This is a genomic window from Cerasibacillus sp. JNUCC 74 (genome assembly GCF_053667775.1).
The window spans coordinates 344,251-369,511 of record NZ_CM132207.1 but is presented as its reverse complement, the minus strand read 5'-3'; the positions used below and the strand labels follow the sequence as shown (position 1 = coordinate 369,511).

General features: G+C 35.2%; 22 protein-coding genes and 1 pseudogene. 7 read left to right on the top strand and 16 right to left on the bottom strand.

Going from position 1 to position 25,261, the window contains the following annotated elements; translation table 11 throughout:
- Positions 1–4 precede the first annotated feature (4 nt).
- The 3 genes from JNUCC74_RS01795 to JNUCC74_RS01785 all read right to left on the bottom strand — a co-directional run bounded on the left by JNUCC74_RS01795 (position 5) and on the right by JNUCC74_RS01785 (position 3,508).
- Positions 5–1,417, bottom strand: coding sequence for a LeuA family protein (locus JNUCC74_RS01795; RefSeq protein WP_454066678.1), 1,413 nt, complete (start codon positions 1,415–1,417; stop codon positions 5–7).
- Between the two features lie 4 nt (positions 1,418–1,421).
- Entirely contained in the window at positions 1,422–2,159 is a 738-nt protein-coding gene (locus JNUCC74_RS01790) for a hypothetical protein (protein WP_077319177.1), read from the bottom strand.
- A 119-nt stretch (positions 2,160–2,278) separates the two neighbouring features.
- The gene (locus JNUCC74_RS01785) at positions 2,279–3,508 is read right to left on the bottom strand and encodes an MFS transporter (protein ID WP_454066677.1); all 1,230 of its coding nucleotides are present in this window, start codon (positions 3,506–3,508) and stop codon (positions 2,279–2,281) included.
- A gap of 598 nt (positions 3,509–4,106) precedes the next feature.
- Here JNUCC74_RS01785 and JNUCC74_RS01780 point away from each other — a divergent pair.
- The 3 genes and pseudogenes from JNUCC74_RS01780 to JNUCC74_RS01770 form a co-directional block, all read left to right on the top strand.
- Complete coding sequence (locus JNUCC74_RS01780; protein WP_454066676.1) at positions 4,107–4,721, top strand: recombinase family protein; 615 nt, start codon at positions 4,107–4,109, stop codon at positions 4,719–4,721.
- An 80-nt stretch (positions 4,722–4,801) separates the two neighbouring features.
- A complete protein-coding gene (locus JNUCC74_RS01775; protein WP_454067810.1) occupies positions 4,802–5,185 on the top strand; it encodes a DUF4158 domain-containing protein in 384 nt (127 codons plus the stop codon).
- A pseudogene (locus tag JNUCC74_RS01770) lies at positions 5,160–6,342 on the top strand (transposase); the annotation flags it as partial. The gene JNUCC74_RS01775 and the pseudogene JNUCC74_RS01770, both read left to right, overlap by 26 nt.
- A gap of 517 nt (positions 6,343–6,859) precedes the next feature.
- Here JNUCC74_RS01770 and JNUCC74_RS01765 read toward each other — a convergent pair.
- From JNUCC74_RS01765 to JNUCC74_RS01755, 3 genes are read right to left on the bottom strand one after another with little or no spacing between them, the layout of a single operon-like run.
- Positions 6,860–8,107, bottom strand: a complete 1,248-nt coding sequence (locus tag JNUCC74_RS01765) for an ABC transporter permease (RefSeq protein ID WP_454066675.1) — start codon at positions 8,105–8,107, stop codon at positions 6,860–6,862.
- Positions 8,100–8,786, bottom strand: coding sequence for an ABC transporter ATP-binding protein (locus JNUCC74_RS01760; RefSeq protein WP_077319171.1), 687 nt, complete (start codon positions 8,784–8,786; stop codon positions 8,100–8,102). The genes JNUCC74_RS01765 and JNUCC74_RS01760 overlap by 8 nt, the downstream gene beginning before the upstream one ends.
- Entirely contained in the window at positions 8,761–9,975 is a 1,215-nt protein-coding gene (locus JNUCC74_RS01755; RefSeq protein ID WP_454066674.1) for an efflux RND transporter periplasmic adaptor subunit, read from the bottom strand. The genes JNUCC74_RS01760 and JNUCC74_RS01755 overlap by 26 nt, the downstream gene beginning before the upstream one ends.
- Positions 9,976–10,969: 994 nt before the next feature.
- Here JNUCC74_RS01755 and JNUCC74_RS01750 point away from each other — a divergent pair.
- Positions 10,970–11,437, top strand: a complete 468-nt coding sequence (locus tag JNUCC74_RS01750) for a GNAT family N-acetyltransferase (protein ID WP_454066673.1) — start codon at positions 10,970–10,972, stop codon at positions 11,435–11,437.
- Positions 11,438–11,751: 314 nt separating this feature from the next.
- On the opposite strand, the gene JNUCC74_RS01745 is transcribed toward JNUCC74_RS01750, so the two are convergent.
- Both JNUCC74_RS01745 and JNUCC74_RS01740 read right to left on the bottom strand, forming a co-directional pair.
- A complete protein-coding gene (locus tag JNUCC74_RS01745) occupies positions 11,752–12,291 on the bottom strand; it encodes a GNAT family N-acetyltransferase (protein WP_454066672.1) in 540 nt (179 codons plus the stop codon).
- 198 nt (positions 12,292–12,489) lie between these two features.
- Positions 12,490–12,912 carry a hypothetical protein gene (locus JNUCC74_RS01740; protein WP_454066671.1) on the bottom strand — a complete coding sequence of 141 codons (423 nt, stop codon included), beginning with the start codon at positions 12,910–12,912 and terminating at the stop codon, positions 12,490–12,492.
- A 666-nt stretch (positions 12,913–13,578) separates the two neighbouring features.
- Here JNUCC74_RS01740 and JNUCC74_RS01735 point away from each other — a divergent pair.
- Entirely contained in the window at positions 13,579–15,873 is a 2,295-nt protein-coding gene (locus JNUCC74_RS01735; RefSeq protein ID WP_454066670.1) for a 5'-nucleotidase C-terminal domain-containing protein, read from the top strand.
- Positions 15,874–16,173: 300 nt separating this feature from the next.
- Here the strand turns inward: JNUCC74_RS01735 and JNUCC74_RS01730 are convergent, their stop codons facing one another.
- From JNUCC74_RS01730 to JNUCC74_RS01715, 4 genes are all read right to left on the bottom strand, one after another.
- Positions 16,174–17,046, bottom strand: coding sequence for a MerR family transcriptional regulator (locus JNUCC74_RS01730; RefSeq protein WP_454066669.1), 873 nt, complete (start codon positions 17,044–17,046; stop codon positions 16,174–16,176).
- A 776-nt stretch (positions 17,047–17,822) separates the two neighbouring features.
- On the bottom strand, positions 17,823–18,089 hold the full coding sequence (locus tag JNUCC74_RS01725; protein WP_454066668.1) for a hypothetical protein: 267 nt from the start codon (positions 18,087–18,089) through the stop codon (positions 17,823–17,825).
- Positions 18,090–18,304: 215 nt separating this feature from the next.
- Complete coding sequence (locus JNUCC74_RS01720; RefSeq protein ID WP_454067809.1) at positions 18,305–18,439, bottom strand: DUF2087 domain-containing protein; 135 nt, start codon at positions 18,437–18,439, stop codon at positions 18,305–18,307.
- On the bottom strand, positions 18,418–18,597 hold the full coding sequence (locus tag JNUCC74_RS01715) for a hypothetical protein (protein ID WP_454066667.1): 180 nt from the start codon (positions 18,595–18,597) through the stop codon (positions 18,418–18,420). The genes JNUCC74_RS01720 and JNUCC74_RS01715 overlap by 22 nt, the downstream gene beginning before the upstream one ends.
- Before the next feature lie 340 nt (positions 18,598–18,937).
- Between JNUCC74_RS01715 and JNUCC74_RS01710 the strand changes: the two genes are divergently transcribed.
- Together JNUCC74_RS01710 and JNUCC74_RS01705 are read left to right on the top strand one after the other, a co-directional pair.
- Positions 18,938–19,504, top strand: coding sequence for a bifunctional transcriptional activator/DNA repair enzyme AdaA (locus JNUCC74_RS01710; RefSeq protein ID WP_454066666.1), 567 nt, complete (start codon positions 18,938–18,940; stop codon positions 19,502–19,504).
- A 56-nt stretch (positions 19,505–19,560) separates the two neighbouring features.
- Positions 19,561–20,067, top strand: a complete 507-nt coding sequence (locus JNUCC74_RS01705; protein WP_454066665.1) for a methylated-DNA--[protein]-cysteine S-methyltransferase — start codon at positions 19,561–19,563, stop codon at positions 20,065–20,067.
- A gap of 435 nt (positions 20,068–20,502) precedes the next feature.
- Here the strand turns inward: JNUCC74_RS01705 and JNUCC74_RS01700 are convergent, their stop codons facing one another.
- The 4 genes from JNUCC74_RS01700 to glmS all read right to left on the bottom strand — a co-directional run bounded on the left by JNUCC74_RS01700 (position 20,503) and on the right by glmS (position 24,784).
- Entirely contained in the window at positions 20,503–20,775 is a 273-nt protein-coding gene (locus JNUCC74_RS01700; RefSeq protein WP_454067808.1) for a DUF3658 domain-containing protein, read from the bottom strand.
- Between the two features lie 93 nt (positions 20,776–20,868).
- The gene (locus JNUCC74_RS01695) at positions 20,869–21,324 is read right to left on the bottom strand and encodes a GNAT family N-acetyltransferase (protein WP_454066664.1); all 456 of its coding nucleotides are present in this window, start codon (positions 21,322–21,324) and stop codon (positions 20,869–20,871) included.
- Between the two features lie 705 nt (positions 21,325–22,029).
- Positions 22,030–22,350, bottom strand: a complete 321-nt coding sequence (locus JNUCC74_RS01690) for a hypothetical protein (RefSeq protein WP_454066663.1) — start codon at positions 22,348–22,350, stop codon at positions 22,030–22,032.
- Between the two features lie 631 nt (positions 22,351–22,981).
- Complete coding sequence (glmS, locus tag JNUCC74_RS01685) at positions 22,982–24,784, bottom strand: glutamine--fructose-6-phosphate transaminase (isomerizing) (RefSeq protein ID WP_454066662.1); 1,803 nt, start codon at positions 24,782–24,784, stop codon at positions 22,982–22,984.
- Between the last annotated feature and the right edge of the window lie 477 nt (positions 24,785–25,261).

The following is a 25,261-nucleotide window of genomic DNA, read 5'->3' as shown; positions in this document are numbered from 1 at the left end:
TAGTCTAATTTGAAAATACTAGACTACGATTGGATTCGAGTAAGCTGTGATTATAGTCAGGCGATAAGACAATATTTGTAAACGAACCTTTTCCAGAAACATAGTGGTAAGAATGCTCTATAAATGCAGGAATAAAGACAGTTGCGGGACTATGGGCAATATGTTCTTCCCCATTCATTTGTACACAACATGTTAGACCTGTCCCATCGGAGTTCGCTCCCCAGAATAAAAAAGCACTATCACAATGATGAGTATGTTTATCAACATGTTTTTCAGGATTTTGCTTTACTTCATCAAAAAACCTCTGAATAACATAAAAAGAAGCTTTGTTATCGACCCTTGAATCTAAATGAACCCAACGTGTCCCAGGTCCATCGGTGTGATACTTTAATTCTGATGCCCCCTTTATAAATGGTTTCTTTATTGAAGGTTTAAAAGGCAGTTTTCCGACTGGCATAGTTGGTCTTTGGTCTTTAAGAATCCTTTCTCGACCTACAAGTTTAGGGTCAAATGGTTCATATGTCTCCGGATTACTTTGAACTGCTTTCACATGGTAAACTGAGGTATGTGTGAATGCGTTTTTTCCTATAATAGGTCTAGTATCATCAGGTTTATATCCTGTGGACAGTGAAACTGACCTGGCTAATTTTTCAACTAACTCAAGTTTAAAGTTTTTTTGATATCCAAATTTAGTTAAAGCTGTGGCTAATTGAATTAAATCTACAATGCCTGCTCTTTCACCAATTCCCATAACTGATGTATCAACTATATCCACCCCACAATCAATTGCTGCTAGGGCATTTGATAAAGAGAGGCCTAAATCATTATGTAAATGCACCTCAAAAATACAACTATATTTTTTTCTTAAATAAGTAACAAATTCTCTGCAAGTTTGATTATTAAACACCCCTACTGTATCTGCGATACTTATACAATCTGCACCAGCATCAAGTGCTACCTTTACTATATCGTCAATAATTGGAAGATTCGTTCTGGACGCATCCTCAATTGTAAACCTAACTTTTAGATTAAGTCTTTTTGCTTCTTCAATTGCTTGTTTTGCTTTCATAAAGACACATGATATGTCTTTCCCTCCAAATTTATTTTCTAGTGAAATGTTATTAAACGAAGCCCAGATACCTACCCAATGAGCTCCCGTTCTCTTTGCTGCTCGTACTTCATCTAGATTAGCTCTTGAGTGCATTAATATTTCAGCTTTACGTGAATTCGAAACTACCTCTCTACATATATTTTCATCTTCTAAAGATATACCTGGATGACCAACTTCAATAATATCAACACCGAATTCTTCTAATAGTTTCATAATATAAATCTTATCTTCGGCCGAAAATCGTATCCCTGATTGTTGTTCACCTTCTCTTAGCGTTGAATCTAATACTTTGATAGATTTATTCATTTAATCACACTCCTAGTGTAGATTTTTTTTCAGCTTCTACTCTAACTCTATCATTGTAGTCTTTAATAATACTTACAGATGACCAATCACTAAATAATAGGCGGAGATCATCTTCATTAAAACGCTTTTCCTTCCCTCTGTTTCCATACCAAGCTAATAAGTCTTCTTTATTAATTTTCCCGTGAGGTAATAAACCGCCTTCTAGAATTGGTTTCGCTTTTGAGTAATCAATGGTATTATTTTCTTCATCCCAAAAATCAATAGACATGTTATTGTTCCTTGAATATTCAATCATTTCCTGATCCATCGGATACATCCCTATCTTTACAGTGGACTTCATTTTTCCATTATTATTTAAAATACTATACATGTTCTCTTGAAAACATTTTGTTTCATTTGAATCAAACCTATTAATTAATGTATCGGAACAAATTAGATCATAGCTCTCTCCCCAACCGCTAAAGTCATTTACTACATCTTGATTAATGACTTTTGTTTCTGTTGAAATATGGTCGCGTAACTCGACACATATTCTAGAAGAGAAATCGACAACTGATAGACGAGCCCCTGTTCCTTCTATAGCCTTAATTAGATCCACTGTAGTTCCTCCTACAATTAAGACGCTGCTAGTCTTCGTTACGTCTTCCATGTACCAATCTAAAGTGTCTCTTGATGGTTTTGCAGTATCCCTTCCTAACCTCCAAAAATTTAATCCCACAGAATCCCATGCAACTTGTTTCATATAGTCCCTCCTATTAAAAAATTATCGGTTATCTAAACATAGATTTTGTACCTATTATATCAAAATCATATATAAATTTCAAAATTTCCGACTATTAAACAGATAACATAAATGATGAATTATCCAACATCCTCTTCTTTATAAGTATTTAACTGATTAAATGATGGTAAATTCCATGCGATAATACAAGGAACTATAGTTATCACTCCTAACAGAAAGAATAAATATCTAAACCCAATTAACTCAACTATAGAAGCACCAACTAACGCACCAATAGGAATACCAATTCGAGCTAGTAATCCTCTTACTAGAAATACCCGCCCTCTTATCTTTTCAGGTACTCTTTGTTGATATAAAGTCGTGTTATTAATGTTAAAAATAACAATAAACAACCCATATAATAAAATGTAAATAAAAGCTAAATAGAAATTTGACACACTTCCCATCAGCATTAAATTCAATCCCGAGAGTGTAAGTGCTCCTAACATAATAAGTTTTAAACTTCCAATTTTTCTAAAGGAGGATACTAATAATGATCCTAGTAACATACCAAATGCTATACCCGAACTAATAAACCCATATTGAAATGAATTCCCATTCAACTCTTCAAGTACAAAAGGTAATAACATTGGTTGTGTTGCTCCCGATCCAAAATTTACAAAAAATATTAATCCTGCAATCCATAAAAATAATCTATTTTGTTTAAAGAAGTTTAGTCCTTCTGTAAATTCACTTAACCAACTTGTTTTCCGTTTTTCTTCATGTACCCTATGTCTTTTTTCTTTTGGTATCAGCAGCAATATAAATCCAGAAAAGGTAAAGATCATTATCAATGTTAAAATTACTATTTCTGGTTTTAATATTCCTATCATAAAACCTGCTAAGGAAGGTCCCACTACCATCATAATTTGTAAAACAGACTCTAGGGTAGCATTCGCCTTTAATAAGTGATTTTTTTCAATTATTGAAGTTAAATATGACATACATGTTGGTCTAAATAACGGCTCTATCAGCCCCAGTAAGATTACAACTAGATACAGTATTTCTGCTGTCAAATTCTGATTTATTAAAGTGATGAATGGAAGAATGAAAATTATCGCTTTCATCCATTCTGAGAATATCATGATATACTTTTTATCATATCTATCAAGAAAAGGTCCCGAAATAATATGACAAATTATCATTGAAGTAACATAGACAAACCAAATAGTCCCCATCGCAAAAATTGAACCTGTTAAATCATATAGTAACCAGGACATTAAAAATACGGAAAACGTATTTCCTAAACCTGAACTTCCCTGTCCAAATACAATTAATAAAAATGATTTATTTTTAATTAGTTCAGTCATCGTATACTCCTTTTAATTTTTTATAATGAGAATATCGCGAAGATTAATACCACTTGTCAGATTAGGAAATTAAAGTGCATAGGTGGAGATGCCAACCAATAATTATTGATGCAGTTGATGTACCCGTTCAAAGATGTTTGGATCGAATTGTAACAAACGTAGGATTAAAATCTCCTTGTTCTTTAACACTTCTAAACCTTTCTTGAACCACTTTTAAATAATTATTCCCTATATTCATCAAAATTCCCTCCCAATTTTTTCACTAAACGACATTTGAAGTACAGTACTTTACAATCCTGTGTATTAATAACATCTTAACAAACTTTTTTATTAAATAACATTTTATTGAAAATAATTAATATTTTTTAAAAATTATAAAGCATTATTAAGAGGTACCGCCAACATTCATTTTCGTTTTGCTGTCTGTACCCCAATTAGGTTTAGGAATAAGAGTTTGCTATCGTTTATAAAAGTACACATTTACGAACAGCTTATAACCTTCAATAAATATTAAAATTACCAATTCATAAACATCGTAAAATCATTTACGGACATTCGTTGATTTACATATACTTTTACGAACAAAATATAGTATAATATGGAAAAACGGAAGTATGGTTACATTCGGGTAAGCAGCAAAGACCAGAATGAAGCTCGCCAAATTATTGCAATGAGAGAAAAAGGTATTAATGATCGTGACATTTTTATGGATAAGATGAGTGGGAAGGATTTTCAAAGGGAACAATATCAACTTTTAAAACGAATTCTTCGTCCGGGGGATGTGCTGTATATTCACTCTCTTGATCGATTTGGCCGGAATAAAGAGGAAATCGTGCAGGAATGGAATGCCATTACTAAGGAACTTCAGGCTGACATAGTTGTTTTGGACATGCCACTGCTTGATACCACGCAATATAAAGACAGTATGGGAACCTTCATAGCCGACCTTGTTTTGCAAATTCTCTCCTGGATGGCACAAGAGGAACGGGAGCGAATACGAAAACGCCAGCGTGAGGGAATTGATGTAGCAAAGAAGCAAGGCAAAACCTTTGGTCGTCCCAAAGCACGGATTACAGATGCGTTCATGGATGCTTATCACGAATGGAAAAAAGGTAATATTTCGGCAACAAGTGCAATGCGACAAGCAGATGTTAAAAAAACGACGTTCTACAAGCTTGTTAAACAGGTGGAAAAGGATGCTGCGGAAGTTTAATCTCTCTTTTATTTTGCAAGCAATAACAATAACCCCTTTGTTAATGAGTAGATCAAAGAGCAGAATTTGTGCAAATACCAATGAATATGACTGAACGTGAATTAGAAATCTATTATACCTTTTCGCAATATGATCTTGAAATAATTAATCGACACAGAAGAGACCATAACCGTTTAGGGTTTGCTGTCCAATTATGCGTTTTACGATATCCAGGATGGTCTCTCTCATATGTTGAACCTATACCGGTTTATGTGATTCAATATATAGCAAAACAAATAGACACTGACCCTGACTCTTTTTCTTTATATGCAAAACGTGATCCAACCAAGCGTGAACATTTGGAAGAAATTCGACAAGTGTATGGTTATCAGAATTTCTCAACAAGTAAGTATCGTAAAGCTGCTCACTTTTTATTGCAACACGCCTTGCAAAATGGGAACTCCCGAAGAAGCACGAAACTTTAGTTTATCCTTGTACAATATGTTGCCGAAGGTAAAGCTCACTGATCTTTTAATGGAGGTAGCCCATTGGACAGGATTTGATAAAATGTTGGTACATGCTTCCACCAATCGACCACCAAGGGAAGAGGAAAACCCTATTCTGATGGCGGCACTTATGGCAATGGGAACAAATATTGGTCTGACTAAAATGGCAGATGCTACACCTGGAATTACTTATCACCAAATGGCTAATGCTGCTCAATGGCGCTTGTATGATGACGCTATCAGTCGGGCACAAGCTACATTGGTGAATTTCCAGAAAAAATTAACTCTTGCTTCATATTGGGGTGATGGCACCACATCTTCATCTGATGGAATGCGAGTACAGGTTGGTGTATCATCTTTGCACGCCGAATCAAATCCTCATTATGGTACAGGCAAAGGTGCAACCATTTATGGTTTACAAGTGATCAATTCTCTTCTTTTTATACGAAGGTCATTAATACGAATGCGAGAGATGCTGTACATGTAATCGATGGGTTACTTCATCATGAGACAGAGTTAAATATTGAGGAGCATTAACTGATACAGCTGGTTATACCAATCAGGTTTTCGGTTTGAGCCATTTGCTGGGTTTTCGATTTGCACCAAGAATTCGTGATTTAACTGACGCTAAACTATACACAATTCAAAAGCCAAGTGATTTTCCTAAATTGGAAAACTTACTTCGTGGACGGATTAATACAAAGGTTATTCAGGAAAACTTTGATGATGTACTTCGATTAGCCTATTCTATTAGAGAAGGAAAAGCATCTGGTTCACTTATTATGGGAAAGTTAGGTTCATATGCAAGGCAAAACAAATTAGCCACTGCTTTACGAGAAAATGGTTTGGCAAGAGCATTATTTTTTGGGAAAAGAGGCGAGTTACGGGAAAGGGGCTTACAAGATCAGTTGCAACGCGCAAGTGCTTTAAATATTATAATTAACGCAATTAGCGTATGGAATACCGTATACCTTACCGAAGCAACTAAAGTGTTAAAGGAAAAAGGAAATTTTCGAGAGGACTTATGAAAACATATTTCACCACTAGGTTGGGAACATATCAATTTTCTTGGGGAATACACCTTTGATATGGCAAAAATAAAAAACTTAAATTCCCTGCGCCCTCTCAATCAATAAAATGAAAGCCGAAAAATTCCTTAGCGTAGGAAAATCGGCTTTTTTTATGTCGAATTTTGCTTAGCGTACATTTTCCGCTTTTTGTTGGTAGTACCCCTTATTTAACTTGTCAAAATAACCTCTCCCAAATTGATTTTAGCTGCTTCCATATAAAGCGGACTACTTCCTTCCATCTAATAAACTATATCCTTGCTTCATTAAAATTACTTTTTCTTCGGCAATTAATGTAATCAAATTCTCGAAGTTTTTTTAACATGTATGTATAGAAATCTGCTTGTTGCCATGTCTTAAATGAACTAAACGAATTTATCTTCGCATTCAATGAAATCGTACTCCAATTAACGGGTCCCCCTGATAATAAGCCTAACGTTAAATATTCTCCATCAGACTTTCCTCGTTATTTGATGACTTGCTGTCTGTTTCTTATTAGGAGGCATTTCCGACGTTTTAGCAAAGAAACATAAGCAGCACTAACATTTTTGTTTGTCAGTGCTGCCGGCTTCATCAAAGTGTTTATTTATTCATAACGCAGTGCATCAATAGGCTTCATTTTCGCTGCCTTCATAGATGGAAGCAATCCAAATACAATCCCAATAATCATGGAAAACAACACAGAACCAATGATCGCTGGAACTGGAATAGCAAATGGAAGTTTAGCAAAATGAGATATGGCTTTCGCTCCACCGATTCCTATTAGTATGCCGACAATTCCTCCAATGCTTGTCAGCACAGCTGCTTCTGTAAGAAACTGAGCTAATATCACTCCCTGCTTCGCTCCTAAAGCCTTTTTAATACCAATTTCACGGGTTCTTTCTGTTACTGATACAAGCATAATATTCATCACGCCAATTCCCCCCACTAGCAGAGAGATACTGGCAATTCCGCCTAGAAGCAATGTGAAAGCACGGTTGACTTCTTCAATATCGGCGATAATTTCATCTACATTTGGAATACTGTAGTGCCAGGTAGATTCAGTTGGGATATCTTGGTTCAATACGTCAGCAACTGCTTGCCCTGCTGTCTCTAAATCATCCGAACGTTTAGCCTGTACAAGAGCTTGCGGCAAGTCGTTAAAGCTACCTAAATGAGACCAGGCAGCTTTGGGAATCAGCATTTTGCCTTCACTGTCATCCATCATCCACATACTATCTTCATTAACTTTCTGATCTACATAGACTCCTACTACTCGAAATGGAACTGCATTCACCTCAATGACTTTATTGAGCGCCACGCCATCTTCTGGAAATAGGCTATCTCTCATCGCTTCATTAATTATTGCTACCTGACGACCTTTATTATATTCTAAAGCGGTTATTTTTCTACCTTCTAAAATATTTATTGGAAAAGATGTCAAATAACGTTCATCTGTTGCATAAATTTCTGCATCCAAGTAGTTGTTTAAATGAAACACTTCTGCATAATTTTGATAAAAAAGTGCAACATTTTTTACGGCATCTATATCAGCTGCTTCTTGCAAACGCTCTTGCGATACAGGTAACAGTACATCCGGTGGCGGATCTTCCTGCACATCGCCAATATATTCTCCCGACATCATGTCAACAGCACTGTCCGATTGAAACATGACTGTAACCGAGTTATTGCCCGTGCCAATCATTTCAGACTTTAAGCTTTCTTTCTGCCCCTCTATCATGGATACAATCGTAATGATGGCTGCAATACCAATTATCACTCCGAGCATTGTTAAAATGGACCGCATTTTATGGGCAAAGATGGACTGGAAAGAAAGTTTAATATTATCAAGCATTGACTGCTCTCCTTTCATCCTTAAGAATCCGGCCGTCACGAAGGAAAATGGTTCGATTTGTATACACAGCTATTTCCTGCTCATGTGTCACTAAAACAACCGTCACTCCTTCTTGATTGAGTTTCGTAAAGATCTCCATCACTTGCTCGCTTGATTTAGAATCAAGCGCTCCAGTCGGTTCATCCGCGAGCACAAATTTTGGGTTATTGACAACAGCTCTTGCAATTGCCACCCGCTGCTTTTGCCCACCTGAAAGCTGAGTTGGTCTAAAATGCAGCCGATCCCCTAAACCTACTTTTTCAAGTGCTTCAATTGCCCGTTCTTTCCGCTCTTTTTTATCTACTTTTGCATATATCAATGGCAATTCCACATTTTCAAGTGCTGTTGAACGAGGCAGTAAATTAAAGCTTTGAAAGACAAAACCTATAAAACGATTGCGGATTGTCGCCAGCCCATTATTCTTGCCGGCGAGCATATCCATCCCTTCCAGTGTATATTCTCCTGAAGTAGGTGTATCCAAACAACCAATAATGTTCATGATAGTAGATTTTCCCGATCCAGAAGGCCCCATAATTGACACATATTCCCCTTGCTCAATGGTTAGATCAATGTTATGTAGAACCGGGACTTGTTCTTTTCCTTGTTTATAGGATTTAGAAATCTTCTTCAATTGAATCATCAATTGTAACCTTCTTTCCCTCTTTTAATGAATCTTCCGGGAATAGAATGTAATCATCGGCCTTCAATCCCTTTTTCACTACTATCATCATGCCATCTTCTTTTTCTGCTCCCAATTCAACCTCTTGTTTAACAAGCGCTTCATCTTTGACTTTCCAAACATACGGCTTCTCTTCTTCCTGCACGATATATTCTGTTGGCAGCACTACTTCTTCCCCTTTAGCGCCTTCTTCAGCTAATTCAATAAATACATGATATCCAAATTCCAACCCTTCATGACTCTTCAGCTCCACCTTGAACGGGTATTTAGAAGCGTTTGGATTGCTAGGATCTTCTGAATACATGTCCATTTCAGCACCCTCTTCGGACTGTTCTACTGGCAGCTTACCGATCTCTGCAATCTTCCCAGGCCATGTCTGTTCTGGATCCTTTCTACTGGCAACATTAACTTCAAGACCAACTTTTAAACCATCTTTCACAAGCTCATTGACGGTTCCCTCTACATAAGCAGCTTCTGTATTCACAATTTGCATAAATGTGCCTCCTGAAGGTTCTGAACCAGTTTCCTCATCAGTTTGCTGTTTTTGCTGCTGTTCTTCATCGATTTTTTGAACAATACCGTTTACCTTGGCTGTCACTATATTATTATTTACTTTTTTCTGTTCCTCTTCATGCATCATTCTAGCTTTTTGTGCATCCAAATTCGCCACTATCAAATCTATTTCTGCCTGATTTAACTGCTCGCGAATTTCCCCTTTTTCCTCATCTTCTGCTTTTGATAATTGCTTACGCAGGGAATCTACTTCTTTACTTTTCTGATTAATTGTTATATTCGCCATTTCTAAATCAATTGCTTTTTCTTTTAATAGCATTTGTCCTTCAGGATTATGATAAGAAAAGAGCTTATCCCCTTTTTTGACTTCGTCTCCCTCTTTAACAAAAATCTCTTTCACTCTGCCACGTTCCGGCTCCAGCATAATTTTCTGCGTTTCCTTTGGTTCTACCACACCAGCAAATAATTCACTTCCTGAACTCATCTCACCACTTAAATCACTTACCATCAACGGCATGAGTTCTCCTTCTTCTACTGCGGTACTTGTTCCTCTAGTAAAGAAAAAATAACCTCCAACGCCCACTAAAACAACTAGGGTAATTATAGTCGTCAGAATAATCTTTTTCTTCTTGCTCATTCTTTCTCCTCCTTAACCTTTAAAACAATGTCCTAATCTTCAATAATGTCAGATTCTTAAACAGTTTTCACAGGGATACCCAAACAAATTTGGAAAATATTATATAAACTATTACAAAATTATTACTTATTTTACACTAAAGTTAATAATGTTTCAATAGATTTTCAATTTAACATCCAGTTATCTCTATATAAAATAATTAGATAGTCAGTTCAAAAGTAAACGCTCATAAATCATGCATCAATTTGTTAAATTTGTAAATAGTTCTTATAAGAGTTTATGGAGAAGTATAGAAAGAGAGTAATTTTAATACCGTACTAAAAAGTTCTCCCTTTCTTCTTTAAGGACGAACAGGGAGAACTTGTTTTATATAAGAGGTATGTATAAGAACTTAATCAAGGCGAATTTTCGTTAAGTCCTTAAAGCAGCTACAATCTTGTGTAGAGAAACAATTACTGATAAATCTGTCTTTTGAAATAAAAGGATTAAAGCGAAAATTAAGTACCAAAAAACTCAAACAATAGTGTATTTTATATCTAAAATTTATAATAAAAAGGGATAGTAGATTGTCTACTAAATATTTATGTAGTGCAATTATTTCATTATAATTAACATTATCTATCATAACTCCAAAGACAGCTAAAACAATGAACCACATAATCAAGCCATCCGGTATTGATAATGTCATCTCCCAAGAAGTAAAACCAGATTACTATCTAAACAGAGTAGTAGATGAATACTTAAATGAAAGCGGTATAGCAGAAAGGTCGTAGGTTAGTTCACCTAATTGTAAAACCTTAGACTTAAAAAATATTGTTGACTTGATCTAAATTTTTATATGTAACGCTAGTGATATTTTAGTACGATAGAGTTAGGGATGAAGAAACCATACATTCTGAAGAAGGTACCGTGACAATGAAACTGGTGGCAAAAATCATCGCACTACATGAACAACATCATATGTTACAAATAAAATAATTCATAGGAGAATAAAATGAAAATTCGTTTTGTCAAAAGTTCCGACTATTACATCTTATCACCGTTAATTAATAAATGGTGGGGCGGAAGAAATATGTCAGATATGCTGCCAAAGTTGTTTTTTGATCATTTTACAAATACAAGCTTTATTGCTGAAATAAGTGGAGAAATTGTAGGTTTCCTCATTGGATTTCTCTCACAGTCTAAACATAATGAAGCATATATCCATTTTGTCGGGGTTCATCCTAAATTTAGAAAACAGAAGATTGGGAAGGAATTATATTACCATTTTTTTAAAGTGGCCCAACAAAATGACCGTCATATTATACGTTGTGTAACATCTCCTGTTAACAAAACTTCCATTGCCTATCATATGAAGATGGGGTTTGTCATTCAAACAGGAAATAAAAAAATCGATGGAATCGAAGTAACGGCTAATTATGATGGGCAAGATCAAGATAGAGTATTATTTGCAAAAAACTAATTTAATTCATCGGTTGGGGATGAGAAAAAGTTTTTCTGCATACGATGTATCGTTGTCGAAGTTTTTGCGGTGTACTCCTTCAAAGCTTCTCTATCCTTGAAAAAGAAAACCGCTTTTTCTACGTGCGAAGTATCGCTGTCGTGGGTTTTCCTTGTCCTGTTGACATAAACAAACTGGGCATTTAGGTACCACTAATCTCCCCTTAAACTTCTTCGCATTCTCTATAACTCTTGTAAGGAGAGTGTTACGACACCTTAGATGTGGGATAAACAGCCATATCGTTTGTTCAACTACGGAATGTGTAGCCTGAACTGCTAATCTTGCATCGCCAAATATTCACGTTCAAGTATTCCCATATGGATGATATCATGCCACTTGCCATTGCGAAACAATGCTTGTCTACTCACACCTTCCTGTTTAAAGCCCATTTTATTATATAAATGAAGCGCCCTTTCGTTAAATGAAAATACGCGTAATGATACACGATGTAAATTCATTTCTAGAAAGGCATAATCAAGCAGTAATTTTAATGCCTCTTTACCAATTCCCTTTCCCCAATAATCTTTTTCGCCAATATCGATAATACATTCTGCGTTTCTGTTTTTTTGATCCATGTTAATTAATGATGTGATACCAATTGCTTTTTCATTAGCTTTATCCTGAATGATATAACTTTTTGAAGAGCTTGAATTTAGGATAACTCCTTCAACAAAAGCTTTTGTTTCTGGTAATGTGTACAAATCCAATAAGGGGTTGGTTGAAATCATTACATCAACATCATTTCTCCAAGAATGATATCGTTCTACATCCTCCATTGTCATTTTTCTTAATTTAATTCTTTTAGAAACAAACAAAAAGACTCCTCCTCTATATGTTCAAGTAAGTCTTACTGCCAGTTACATGCGGGATAAAAATTTTTATGATGTAAGTCATGATGGTTCATTCCATAACAGTTTTTATCTTTAGGCAGCTTATTCAGTTCATGAATAAATGTCTCCTACTTCCGCATTATCGCCCTACTAACACTAATTGTATCTGTAAAAAGTAATCCGTTATTCCAATCTTTCCTTTTTATCTTTTCCTAACGTCTTACCCCAGCTATAGAAAAGGTTGGAGTTCCATTCTTCATCGTTGGAAACGTCAACAAATTTACTTTTAGCTTTTTCAAATGCTACTACCCAACAAACTTCTTCATTATTTAATACTACTACTTCCAAGAGCTTTCCATTAATAGAAACGAGAGGGGCTGTTACATTCACTCCAGATTCAAATAAATATATAATCCAGTCTAACTCCGATTCAATAGAATGTTTTTCATACATGGAACTCGGATAATACTTTATCATAAATGTTCCTCTGTCGCTGTTAACTTCAAAAACATTGTTTGTAAACCCGCCAATTTGTTTTAAGTCAGATAGATTAACGCCAAATCTTCTTGCTCCTTTAGTTAAAAGAATTTGATCTATAATTTTCAACCACCACCTTTTCTATAACTTACGAATAAGATAAGAATAAGTTTCATCATTAACAGCAAATAGTTTCTATATCACTTTCTATCACTTAAATTGATATCATACGAAGAGGTTGAATCTCTTCGTACATTAGAACGGTTGAAATTTTTGCGTTGAAGTCAATTCAAGATAGTCAAAAATTTTTACGTTCTAAATATAAGTGTAACTAGGCTATCTTATAAGCTATACTTGCCGCTAGCCAAGTTTTCTTTATTAGCTGTTGCTCTCTCCTTGGAAAAGAAAAACACTGTTCCTGCAAGGAATCTATACCCGCACTCATGTATCTATCTGCATACAATCTGACAACTTGAAACTTCTTCAGATCAAATTTCAACCAGTTAAGACGTGCTAGCATCAGAGTTGCAAAAAGGATTTCTAAGACCTGAGATGAACACGATCTTTTTAAACTCTTTTTAAACTCACAATTTAAGGGAATATGAAGAACTTTAGATAAATATTGCACATTTTGGCAGGACTTTACAAGCAAAAATTGAAATTAATAATAGAGTACGAGAGTTTAATTCAAATAGGAGGAGGTTTTACTACAAATTTACAAAATTTTAACTCAATAATTACATCAACCTAATACATTTGAGCTTATGATAGAAATTAAAAGGAGGGAATCTAGCAGTGAAAAATAAGTTGTTTCGTAGTTTAATCGTAAAGTTTATGCTAACTTTAATACTATTCTTTTTGATGTTGCCAGTGCAATTATTTGCTGAATCGAAAGTACCCATTAAGGAAAATAATCCAGAAGAGTACACTCAAGCTGAAGCTAGCATACCACAGCAAGATGTAACGGAAACAGAAAATAAAACCGATCCTAATGAAGAGGCACAAGCTGATGAACAACCAACGAATCACGAAACTACATATACAGAAAAAACAGCAGAGCCAACAAAGGAAAAAGCGTCCAAAGAAACCGAACTGCAAGAATTAGAGAATGAACAACCAACAAGTGTAACACGTCCAAACGACAACAAATCCCAAGCTAATGTTGAATCTATTTCATCTTCCTCTGAAGAAAACTTCGAGTTAACCGTTATGCATATGAATGATACGCATGCCCATTTAGATAATATGCCAAACATGTACACTGCTATCAAAGAAATCCGTGAAGAAGGCAGCTCTCTGCTTTTACATGGTGGCGATGTTTTTTCTGGTACATTATATTTTAATGAATATAAAGGTCAAGCAGATCTAGCATTAATGAATTTAATGGGATTCGATGCAATGGTTTATGGTAACCATGAATTTGACTTAGGTTCACAAGAAGGAAATCATCAGTCATTAGCAGCATTCGTTAAAGGTGCGAACTTCCCTTTATTAGGAACAAATGTTGACTTTTCAAAAGACACTCATATGAAAAATTTTGTACATGCAACACCTGCTGTTGAAAATGCAACCGGTGGAAAAACGTATCATAGTATAGTGAAAAATATCGATGGTGAAAAGGTAGGTATTTTTGGATTAACTACAGAAGATACAGCAGCCATTTCCAGCCCAATGAATGTACAATTTAAAAATTATCTACAGTCAGCAAAAGAAGCAGTGAAACAATTGAAGGATGCAGGTATTAATAAAATCATTGCAGTAACTCATTTAGGCTATGATAGTAATCCAGCAGTAGGAAATGACTTAAACCTAGCAGAAGTTAACGGAATTGATGTTATTGTCGGCGGTCACTCTCATACTGCATTACAACAGCCTGTTACCGTTACAAAAGATAATAATGGCAATGACAAAGACCCTACAGTAATTGTACAAGCAGGTCAATACGCTGAGAATTTAGGACGATTAGATGTCGTTTTCGATGAGGAAGGAGTCCTTCAAAAACATCATGGTAAATTGATCCCTGTAAAAGAAAAACAAGCAGATCGTAAAATAAGTGAGGCACTAAAGCCATATAGCGATAAAATCGAATCCATTCGAAATGAACCAAGTGGAGCTATTGCTCTAAAAGACATCTCTAACCCACGGCAAGAAAAACCAGGGGATGACAGTGTTCGCGCAAATGAAACAGAACTTGGAAACTTAGTTACAGACGCGATGTTAGCTAAAGCAAAAGAAAAATTTCCCGAAACCGTTATCGCCCTGCAAAATGGCGGTGGTATCCGTGCCCCAATCGATAAAGGTGAAATTACAGTTGGTGAAATCATTGAAATACTCCCATTCGGAAACGATCCCGTTGTAGCAAGTGTTACTGGTAGTGAACTGAAAGAAATTCTCGAACATAGTGTACGTCTGGCACCAGCTGAAAACGGGGGGTTTTTACACGTATCTGGTATGAAGTTTATGTATGACAGCAGCAAAAAAGCTGGAAATAGAGTGCTAAACATGGAAGTAAAAAAAGATGATACATACGTTCCAATTAACATGGAAGTAAAATATATAATAACAACAAACCAATTTACTGCTCAAGGTGGAGACGGGTTTGATACATTTGCCAAAATTTATGCCGCCGGACGAGTTAAAAATATCGGTGAAATCGATTGGCAGCAGCTTCGTGATTATATGGTTAATGAAAAGTATTTAAATAGAAAAGTGGATCCGATTCGTGAAGGACGAATTATCGATATCACTCGTAATGAAGTACCTGAAAGCCCGGAAGAACTTAAAAATCCTGAAAATCCTAATGAAACACCGACAACATCTGAAAATCCAAAGGACGCTAAACAACCAGTAAAACCTGATAACAAAGACGAAACTCCCGATAAAGCGAGTGATGACAAGCCGGGAGTAAAGGATGATAATAAAAAAGGTGGTAGCATGATGGTTGACAATACGATTAATAAAGGTATAGGAGGAAAACAGTTGCCGAATACCGCAACACCAATCTATACGACATTATTAATTGGCAGCTTACTAGTTATCATTGGTGCAGCTATCTTCATATATAGAAGATATAAATTAAAAGAACAGTAGTTTTGGAACGGACCTATTACATTAATTTATAAGATTATGTAATAGGTCTTTTTGTGACGGATGTATACTGTAAACTTTGTTCTCCTATGCAGGAGAATTCCTTTTACACCGTTTTTTTTAGGATATTCATGACCAGTTTTTCCTATTGTACTGATAATCATTGATAACAAACGTATAACCTAATGGTCAGCTTTGCAATATAGAAATGAATTCTCCCTCTATCAAATGTTCCAAGAGCACCGCTTGATTGATCATAAAGTCTTAAAATAAAATCTTTGTGTTTTGATAACCCGTTTCTTTTCACATTTCTGAAATCTCACTTTTATATTTGTTATTTACACTTAAAAGCTGTTCTTGATATTTAGCATAGTCAGGACTTAACTTGCACATTGCAGGAATAAAAATATTATAATATCCACTTGATTGCATAAACTGTTTTAAACGATTAGAAAGTGGTTTGAATTTCAAAAATTCATCCGTGTTTTTTATACGATTATATTGTTGGATGATAGATTTATTTTCTCTTATCCAAGTTTTCGGGTTATTAACAAACTCTATCTTTTCTTTATTCCAGTTCGAAATCTCTTCATCGTTCATGGATAAATCAGTCATCAATAAAGTTACTTCATTCAATAGTTTTTGTATTTCCACTGATAGTTCCATTTCCTCCAGATTATCTAAGAATCTAATCACTTCATTATACGCTTCTTCTTGTTCAGTAGTCTCTATGGGAACTTCCAAATATGTACCGAAATGAAGGATAAATAATTTGCCAACGTATCCAGGAAATTTATGTAACAATCGCTCTTTTATGGATAAACTTTTTTCCATTGCCTCTAATTCCTTGTTAATCTCGCTCGGATGATGGCCTTCAACTAATTTCCTCAACAAAACTACTTTCCTTTGTAACATTGACTGCTGCAACTGTTTTGTTTCTTGCACTTGTAATAGCACTTGATTAGGTTCTTTAGAATTTAAAATTTCACTAATTTCACTTGTAGATAATTCCAGTTTTCTTAATAAGGAAATTTCCTTTAAAGTTTTTACATCATTATTTGAGAAAAAACGATAACCGTTCTCTTCTTTTATCGGGTCGATTAATCCTTTCAATTCATAGTATTCAATTGCCTTTCTAGTTAAACCTGTTTGTGCACAAACGTCTTTTATTTTCATCTTCCCACCTCCTGCTTTTACTCTAATGCACTTCCTAAGGGGCAGGTCAAGATATAAAGAAAAAAACCTTCATGAAATAAGTCAAGAAATATTAGCTATCGGGTCTTCATTTAATAACCAAGTCCATTCTGTTTTAAAGCTCAGTTGCAAAACAGGGAGTGGCATATCCTCAGCACAAATATTAAATCTTTATCAAATCAAAAGTAACATTTTCAACTTCTATTGTGTTTGGATTATCCCAATCTGAATCCATACCATAATCTCCCTCGATTATTTTACCAAGACTAATGTATAAACGTAATCCTCTCTTTGCGTTTCACCAACCTCCGATAGGCGAATTGGTTTAAGTGGATTGATTCCAAATATTTGAAATATCTCTAAAGCAGGCGAAGCTAAATACCTGCAAGTTTCCATATAATTTGACAAGATAAGTAATAACAGAGCTCTATATCCTTGCTATAAAAATCCCTTTCTTTTTCATATCAACTTCCAGTAACCAACTCCTTAAACGAATTTGTTTTATTTTTCCCCTCTCATAAACTTTTTTCCTTTTCATCTACAGCTACCCGATTAAAAGCTTATAATTCCTGGTCAAAAATATATACAGCTAATCTTCTTCTCTCTCAATGTTTAAACCCGGTATTTGATGAAGTAAATTCCGATAGTACTCAGAGCGGATAGAAAATCCCCCACATTCTTCATGAGTGGTACATGAAAACCATGCAAAATTATTCTTAGTAAAGGTTAAGTCTTCTGGCAAATTTGGTGCTACCCAATCATAAAGCGCATTTGCTGATTGCTGTATCTTGATTGGCTTCTATCACATAGATCGTTGCAGCTGGGCCTTTCGTTATCGTATGAGCCCATTCCTTTGCCTTATAAGTTTCAATTAGGTAAAGCGCAAATTTATCCAATACCTTTTGACTGTACTTCAATTCTTTTCTCGTTACAAAATAGAACTTATCTGAATTGTCACAGAGCAATCTTATTAATTGTTGATATATTTCTCCAGTAGGATTTCCAACTAAATTCCAATATTCCATTTCTGCATCCTTAATCTAATTATAATTAACACTAATACGTGGCTACTATAAAAAGTCTTATCAACAGTAAATATAGTACCAATATAAATTACTCATTTGATTTAGCATTTATTTAAATATAATGCCTATACATACATCCTCCTACTTGTCTCACCTATACTCAGCTATTTTAGTTTACTTTAAATACACCCCCTTTAATTTAATAGATATGCTAACTAATCTTTCACCCAGTATTTGGTACAATCTCTGCTACGCTCCATAAATTCATAGTCAATTAAATACCTTCTAAGAATAGCAAAATCACTGTATATAGCTTTTAATATCTCATTCACTTCCATTTCTGAGTAAATAATACTTGGTTCAAAATGCCTTGAAATATTTTCATTACAATTAACTTTCTTTTTTCCTTACTTGGAAAAACATCCAGTCTCTCATCAATTCCCTGTTTAAAATATACCTCTAATATCTTTTTCTTTTCTTCTTCCGTAATTACATAGCGTTCATCCATAATAATTTTCCCCTCAGCAAATAACATTTTTTGATTGACTTTCTGCTTATTAAACTATCATAGTTCTTTAACCTCGTTTTGGCTATGAGTAACGCAGGTGATATAATACATTTAAAATGCAATAGACCTTCTTGTCCTTGATTAGAAGAATGCTTTTCTTCGTGCGCCTCTCCACCTACTTATTTTTCCCATAAATCTGTTAGTCAAATTCCCCCATTACGTTTCTATAGTTACATCAATCATTTTTCTAAAAGTTTCATTATCTTGCGACGATGTTTTAAAACCATTCATTTAGACAAGTAAAGCCGTTATAATAAAAATGAATAAAAGAGGTGAAAAGATGAGAAGCTCCATAACAGAAGAGCAATGGCAAGCCATTATAACAAATGACACTTCTTATGATCATGTCTTTCTATACGGTGTTTGCTCAACGGGCATCTTCTGTCGTCCCTCCTGTAAATCGCGAAATCCCAAGAAGGAATATGTTCGTATCTTCAAAGATGCCCAGCATGCATTGGCAAAAGGATTTCGTCCTTGCAAACGGTGTAAACCATGCCAATTACGAATGCCAGATGAGGAATGGGTTCTGCAAATTAAAACGTATATTAACAAGCATTACCACGAACCATTAACATTAGCTCTGTTAGCGGACCATTGTCATGGCAGCCCTTACCATTTACAAAGAACGTTTAAAAAAATCACAGAGATGTCACCAGCCGATTATATCCAGCGTGTACGGATAAAGCATGCAAAACGGGAATTGATCCAAACCAACCGCTCTATTGCAGAAATTGGTGTAAAAGTTGGATTACCGAATACTTCCTATTTCATTACCTTATTCAAACAACAAACAGGGAAAACCCCTAAACAATACCGAATAACTTTTGGAAAGGAGCAGCTGGAATAATAGGCTTAGATTATAGTAAAATGACCCAATATACTAAATTCAGGAGGCGATTGAAAATGACCGTTTATTCCACAACGTTTCATCATAATGGATGGAGTTTTGATGCAGCCGCAACGGGGAATGGATTGTGTTATTTAGGCCCACACCATTTAGCAGCAAATGAAATGAAACCATTTTTTCAAAAATATTTGCCAAATGAAAAAGTGGAAGAAAATGAAAATATACTGACCCCATACATAACTGAACTGAAGGAATATTTGGAAGGAAATCGGCAAGAGTTTGGATCAAAAGTCGATCTGTATGGTACACCCTTTCAGCAACAAGTCTGGAAAGCTTTGCAACATATACCCTTTGGAAAAACAGTTACTTATTCAGATATTGCAAAGTTCATTGGAAAGCCACGTGCTGTACGTGCTGTCGGAGCAGCTATTGGAGCCAATCCAATATTCATCATTGTCCCTTGTCACCGCGTTATTGGAAAAAACGGAACACTGACAGGCTTTCAAGGCGGACTCGATATGAAAAAGCAACTTTTATGGTTGGAAAAAGGAGAAAACAAATGAGGAAGTTACCGCCTTATCTATTAGAAGGAAACCATTATAATAGATGTATTAGAACTACAATCTATCTAACTATAAAAATGTAAGGGTTGTATAAGTAACTTGGGCTATAGGGCAGAAGCTAGAAAGAGTAGCAGTATAAACTGGAGAACTGGTGAGATAAAGAAAACATGTCCGGTAACTGTGGCATGCCGATATTGACTTTTCGTCTAAAGAAGAGCAAAGTTTACTAGGCGCTACTAAATATAAAATTTAATACAAAAATTCTCCACATTAAACAAATTTTATAATTTCCCAAGCAGTACAAAGCACATATAGATAAAATCGCTCTTTTTCAAGTTTTTTATCTATATGTGCCCGTTTATTTTAAAGTCATTCTTTTATTTATCCGTTGCATTTCTATTTTAACCACCAAATACATCTTTTCAATCTAATGATTTAAGATTGTCGGAGTTTCACGCTGTAAAACCTCATTGCTCTTGGAACGCCTTCTATTTCAAAAATACCATTCATGATCAAATATCTTACTCTGTACTCAAAAAAAGCATCACCGATATATTGATTCAAATGTCCAATGACTTCACCAATAAGTCGAGCTGATTTTATAAATTCATTGCTTTTTCTCTTGTTATGCAACTTTTTGGCTGTATCAATTATATAGTCATCATAGTAGGCTTCATCAACACTGCGCACTTCCTTATTTGTCCATATCCTTAAAACTTCTTATTTAGTAGATATCTGTTCCCATTCCATTTCAAACTTTTGATGGGTTAGTCATATTGATAGTTACATTATAATAAATTGCTATTCATCTTCAGACACTACATAAAATTCTTTATTAAATCCAATGTTATTCCAAAATGTTTGTGCCGATATATTCTCTACATCCACAAACACTTGAATATTAGAAACATCCTTTGCAAGCAGCCATTTTTTTAAGCTGTTGACAATTGTTTGTCCTACTTGCCGTTTACGATATTCTTGTACTACATACAGTTCGTCTATTAACCCCATATACCCTTGAGTTACCATATCTTTTTTAATTGATGCAACTCCATAACCAACTAATTGTCCACCATCAAGTGCTATATGAACGGTTCCATAGTCGGACCGACAACATAAAGCAAGCTGCTGTTGAATAGCTTTCATTTCTTCGTTCGTTAACTTACAATCCGCTGTCTCTACACAATTTTCATTCCATAGTGAAACAACCTCAGACAAGTAATGACTTTCCGGTCGTAACGGCTCAATCTGCATCATAGTCAACTTTTCCTTTCTATGAAGATCATCATTTTTATAATTTTACTAAAAATTCAATTTTATCCTTTAAGAAACTATCATCCGATTCAACCCCCCTTGACCTCTCATTTTTGTAACAAATTTACCTCATATATAAAGCCAAAATTTATATAAGTTCATCTTAAAGAAAAGCTTTTACGAATATACTACTGAAGAGGTTATCTTTAAACAAACTTTATTTTAACTATCCAACTTTAATTTAAATTGACATACCAATATTGCTCCATAGTAACACCCTTTTCTTAAATAATACTTCTCCTAGTGAATAAGATTATTTAAAAATCCGATGTTATAATAGACAATATCACAACAGCGAGCTCCACAATCTGACCGGTTTGGGTAGGACACCAGCTGAAATCAGTAAAGAATTTTATATATTATAAACAACCACTTTCCCGAGTAAAGATTTTTATTTTCATGAAACTTGGCTTATCGACGCAATTTAGAGTTGCATCGGAATAACGGACGCAAGTGATGAAGTACTCGTACACTTCAGGAGCGCGATAGCGCGGTATTCTTCTTCCTTAACACTGATTTCATTATTTTTTAAAGAGCATCCTTGTCATATTTTTTTAACACCATGCGTATCATCCCAGCCAGTGTAGCCCTATTAAAGTATAGATGACCAAAATGAAATGAAGCTCTCTCAAATTCCTCATTTATTTATTACTTCCACATTCTTAATGTTTCTTTCTCTAGCTTCCTCATCAAAAGATTTACCGTTATTAATTCATATTCTTTAAATCCTTCTATTGCCCAAAATGTATCATAGAAAGGAGTTCTATATGCTCTAATCCAATCCCACATTATTTCAGGATCGCTTACATTTGGATTCCCTATATGAAAGCGTTTACGAATAAAAACTAAGTTATCAGCTGAGTCGTCACCACCCCCTAGCGCTTCAGGAACAATGTGACAACGTTCTAACCGAGCCTCATAGCCACATCTCCAACATCTCTCAGTGGCTTCACTTGCATCTACACTCAATCCACATTATCTACAATCTTAAACCAATAATCTGCAATTTGTTCTTTTGTTGTTCTTATATTTCCCATAATCAGTCCACCATTCACTTATCATTATATAAATAATTATCTACTTCACTAAAAATAGAATAGACCACCTTTCCTCACTGTAGCACATCTTAACTATCACCTACGTTATAGCCTGTCACCTTCATTAAACCAATAATCTCAAGAAGTTACTCTTAGAAAAATCCTGTTAGTCTTTCATATTGTTAGACAGCAAAGTCACTTCGATATTCCATAAAGTAGTTATCATATAATAGCTAATCATCTTCTTTTAAACGAAAAAAACGTCCCTTTAGATAATCATATCCAAAGGGGCGAAACAGTGCAACTTTATTTTAAACTTACAATGACTGTGCTTTGAAATAAAATTTAATCAAAAAACCCACAAAGCCGTATTTTACCGCAACAGAAGAATCCATATTTTTTTACCGTGATTTCCGCTGCCCTCACTCCTTAAAAAACAAAAACATCCGTTCGCTTATTTTAATTATAAGTGAACGGATGTTAAACTTCCATATTTAAACAACTTTAATATTTTTTAAACAATTTTATTGTCAATCAACATTATTTAATCAATAAAGCATCATTTACTCCACTGTCACACTCTTCGCCAAGTTACGCGGTTTATCCACATCACAGCCGCGATGTAATGCAGCGTAATATGCTAACAATTGTAGCGGTACTACACTAACAAGCGGAGTTAATAGTTCATGGACGCGCGGAATTACAAATGCGTCAGTATCTTGCTCTAAACCTTTCATACTGATCACCATGTCACTTGCTCCACGAGCAACTACTTCCTGTACATTACCGCGAATCGCATAATTTACATTTTCTTGAGTTGCTAGTGCAATAACTGGTGTTCCTTCTTCAATTAAAGCAATGGTTCCATGCTTTAACTCACCACCAGCAAAGCCTTCTGCCTGAATATAGGAGATCTCTTTTAATTTGAGTGCTCCTTCCATACATACATGATAATCTGTACTGCGCCCGATAAAGAAAGCATTACGAGTAGTATCTAAATATTTACGTGTTAATTCTTCAATTGTATCTTTTTGAGCAGTTAGAACTTCCATCGCATTAGCAGCGATCGCAAGCTCTTGCATAGGATCAAAATCTATTGAGAATCCCTTTGTTTTTGCTGTGTCTACAGCCAAAATAGCTAAGACAGCGATTTGTGCTGTATATGCTTTCGTAGAAGCAACTGCAATTTCCGGTCCTGCATATAAATTTAGCGTATAATCCGCTTCACGAGAAAGGGTTGATCCTGGTACATTCGTTATCGTTAGTGCCGGATATCCCATTTCTTTAATCTTCACGAGAACGGCACGACTATCTGCTGTCTCGCCACTTTGTGAGATGAAAATAAATAGCGGTTTATCTGATAACAATGGCATATTATACGAAAATTCGCTGGCAATATGAACTTCTACTGGAATTTTAGCCAGCTTTTCAATAAATTCTTTTCCAACTAAGCCAGCATGATAGCTGGTGCCGGCTGCAATAATATAAATACGGTCACAATTATTCATTGCTTCTCGTACATTTTTATCCAGCTTTAGCTGGTTATCTTTTGTTTGATATTCATTTATAATTTTGCGCATAACAAATGGTTGCTCGTCAATCTCTTTTAACATGAAGTGAGGATAGGTTCCTTTTTCAATATCGCTAGCATCTATTTGTGCAACAAAAGCTTCACGATGAATAATTTGTCCATTTAAATCCTGTATTTCCACATAATTACGACGAACAAGTACTATTTCTTGATCATGGATTTCTATATATTGATTCGTTAAGTTCAATGTTGCCATAGCATCACTAGCTACAACATTAAATCCATCACCTAAACCGACTAATAATGGGCTTTTATTTTTAGCAACATAAAGGGTATCATGATCCTCACGATCAATCATCGCAATGGCATAGGAACCTTTTAATTGACTCATTGCTTTTCGAAATGCTTCTGCTGTATCATTTATTTCTGTAAATAGCTTTTCGATCAGCTGAACAATAACTTCTGTATCTGTGTCACTTGCAAAATGAATATCCCGTAAATATTCTGCTTTTAAGTCCTGATAATTTTCAATTACTCCATTATGAACAAGTGTAAATCTGCCAGACGCGCTTTGATGCGGATGTGCATTCTCTTTACTTGGCACACCGTGTGTCGCCCAGCGGGTTTGACCGATTCCCATTGTTGCATGTATAGAGTTATCAACGCTTTCTCTTAGCGCTGCAATCCGGCCCTTTACTTTAAACAGATGAACTCCTTGATCATTTAAAGTTGCAATTCCCGCCGAATCATATCCTCGATATTCCAGCTTCTCCAGTCCGTTTAATAAAATCTCTTTCGTGTCATCCTGTCCAATATATCCTACAATTCCACACATATTAAGCCCTCCTTAAAAAAGGGGCAGGACAAACGAACCTTCTCTTTCAAATAGTGAAAATAGGGGGCGTTGTTCTGCCCCTTTCTCGTGATTGTTTATCATCTTGCCTTTTTCCTTTGTCCAACAAGTTGCCTCGTCGTTTTAAGAAAAAGCGTAACGATTGAGATGAACAATCGGGAGGCACCCGCCGAAAACTCGATAACCTCCAACCTCGTCAACTATGCTTGTTAGCGAACGATGCATAGTCCTGGCGCTTTAAACTAAAAATCTCCTCTTTCAGGCTCCTTTCTATCTTTAAATCATTCCACCATCACATTTTAACCTTGATTTAGTTATTACGTCAATCATTTTTTTATTGATTATTTATATTTTATGATTAAAATCTATTTGCGTTCCTTCGAGAAATATAAAGTAAATCTTCAATCAGTGAGAATTTTCTTTCTTTTACCTCCCGCTTATTATTAGAATGAACAGAAT

Bases quoted from the DNA above. Each gene is read 5' to 3' on its own strand.
- JNUCC74_RS01725 (WP_454066668.1), bottom strand. From the start codon at position 18,089: ATGGAATATTGGAATTTAGTTGGAAATCCTACTGGAGAAATATATCAA.
- JNUCC74_RS01755 (WP_454066674.1), bottom strand. From the start codon at position 9,975: ATGAGCAAGAAGAAAAAGATTATTCTGACGACTATAATTACCCTAGTT.
- JNUCC74_RS01790 (WP_077319177.1), bottom strand. From the start codon at position 2,159: ATGAAACAAGTTGCATGGGATTCTGTGGGATTAAATTTTTGGAGGTTA.
- JNUCC74_RS01795 (WP_454066678.1), bottom strand. From the start codon at position 1,417: ATGAATAAATCTATCAAAGTATTAGATTCAACGCTAAGAGAAGGTGAA.
- JNUCC74_RS01730 (WP_454066669.1), bottom strand. From the start codon at position 17,046: ATGAAAATAAAAGACGTTTGTGCACAAACAGGTTTAACTAGAAAGGCA.
- JNUCC74_RS01775 (WP_454067810.1), top strand. From the start codon at position 4,802: ATGAATATGACTGAACGTGAATTAGAAATCTATTATACCTTTTCGCAA.
- JNUCC74_RS01760 (WP_077319171.1), bottom strand. From the start codon at position 8,786: ATGATTCAATTGAAGAAGATTTCTAAATCCTATAAACAAGGAAAAGAA.
- JNUCC74_RS01780 (WP_454066676.1), top strand. From the start codon at position 4,107: ATGGAAAAACGGAAGTATGGTTACATTCGGGTAAGCAGCAAAGACCAG.
- JNUCC74_RS01710 (WP_454066666.1), top strand. From the start codon at position 18,938: ATGAGAAGCTCCATAACAGAAGAGCAATGGCAAGCCATTATAACAAAT.
- JNUCC74_RS01750 (WP_454066673.1), top strand. From the start codon at position 10,970: ATGAAAATTCGTTTTGTCAAAAGTTCCGACTATTACATCTTATCACCG.
- JNUCC74_RS01705 (WP_454066665.1), top strand. From the start codon at position 19,561: ATGACCGTTTATTCCACAACGTTTCATCATAATGGATGGAGTTTTGAT.
- JNUCC74_RS01765 (WP_454066675.1), bottom strand. From the start codon at position 8,107: ATGCTTGATAATATTAAACTTTCTTTCCAGTCCATCTTTGCCCATAAA.
- glmS (WP_454066662.1), bottom strand. From the start codon at position 24,784: ATGTGTGGAATTGTAGGATATATTGGACAGGATGACACGAAAGAGATT.
- JNUCC74_RS01715 (WP_454066667.1), bottom strand. From the start codon at position 18,597: ATGGATGAACGCTATGTAATTACGGAAGAAGAAAAGAAAAAGATATTA.
- JNUCC74_RS01695 (WP_454066664.1), bottom strand. From the start codon at position 21,324: ATGATGCAGATTGAGCCGTTACGACCGGAAAGTCATTACTTGTCTGAG.
- JNUCC74_RS01785 (WP_454066677.1), bottom strand. From the start codon at position 3,508: ATGACTGAACTAATTAAAAATAAATCATTTTTATTAATTGTATTTGGA.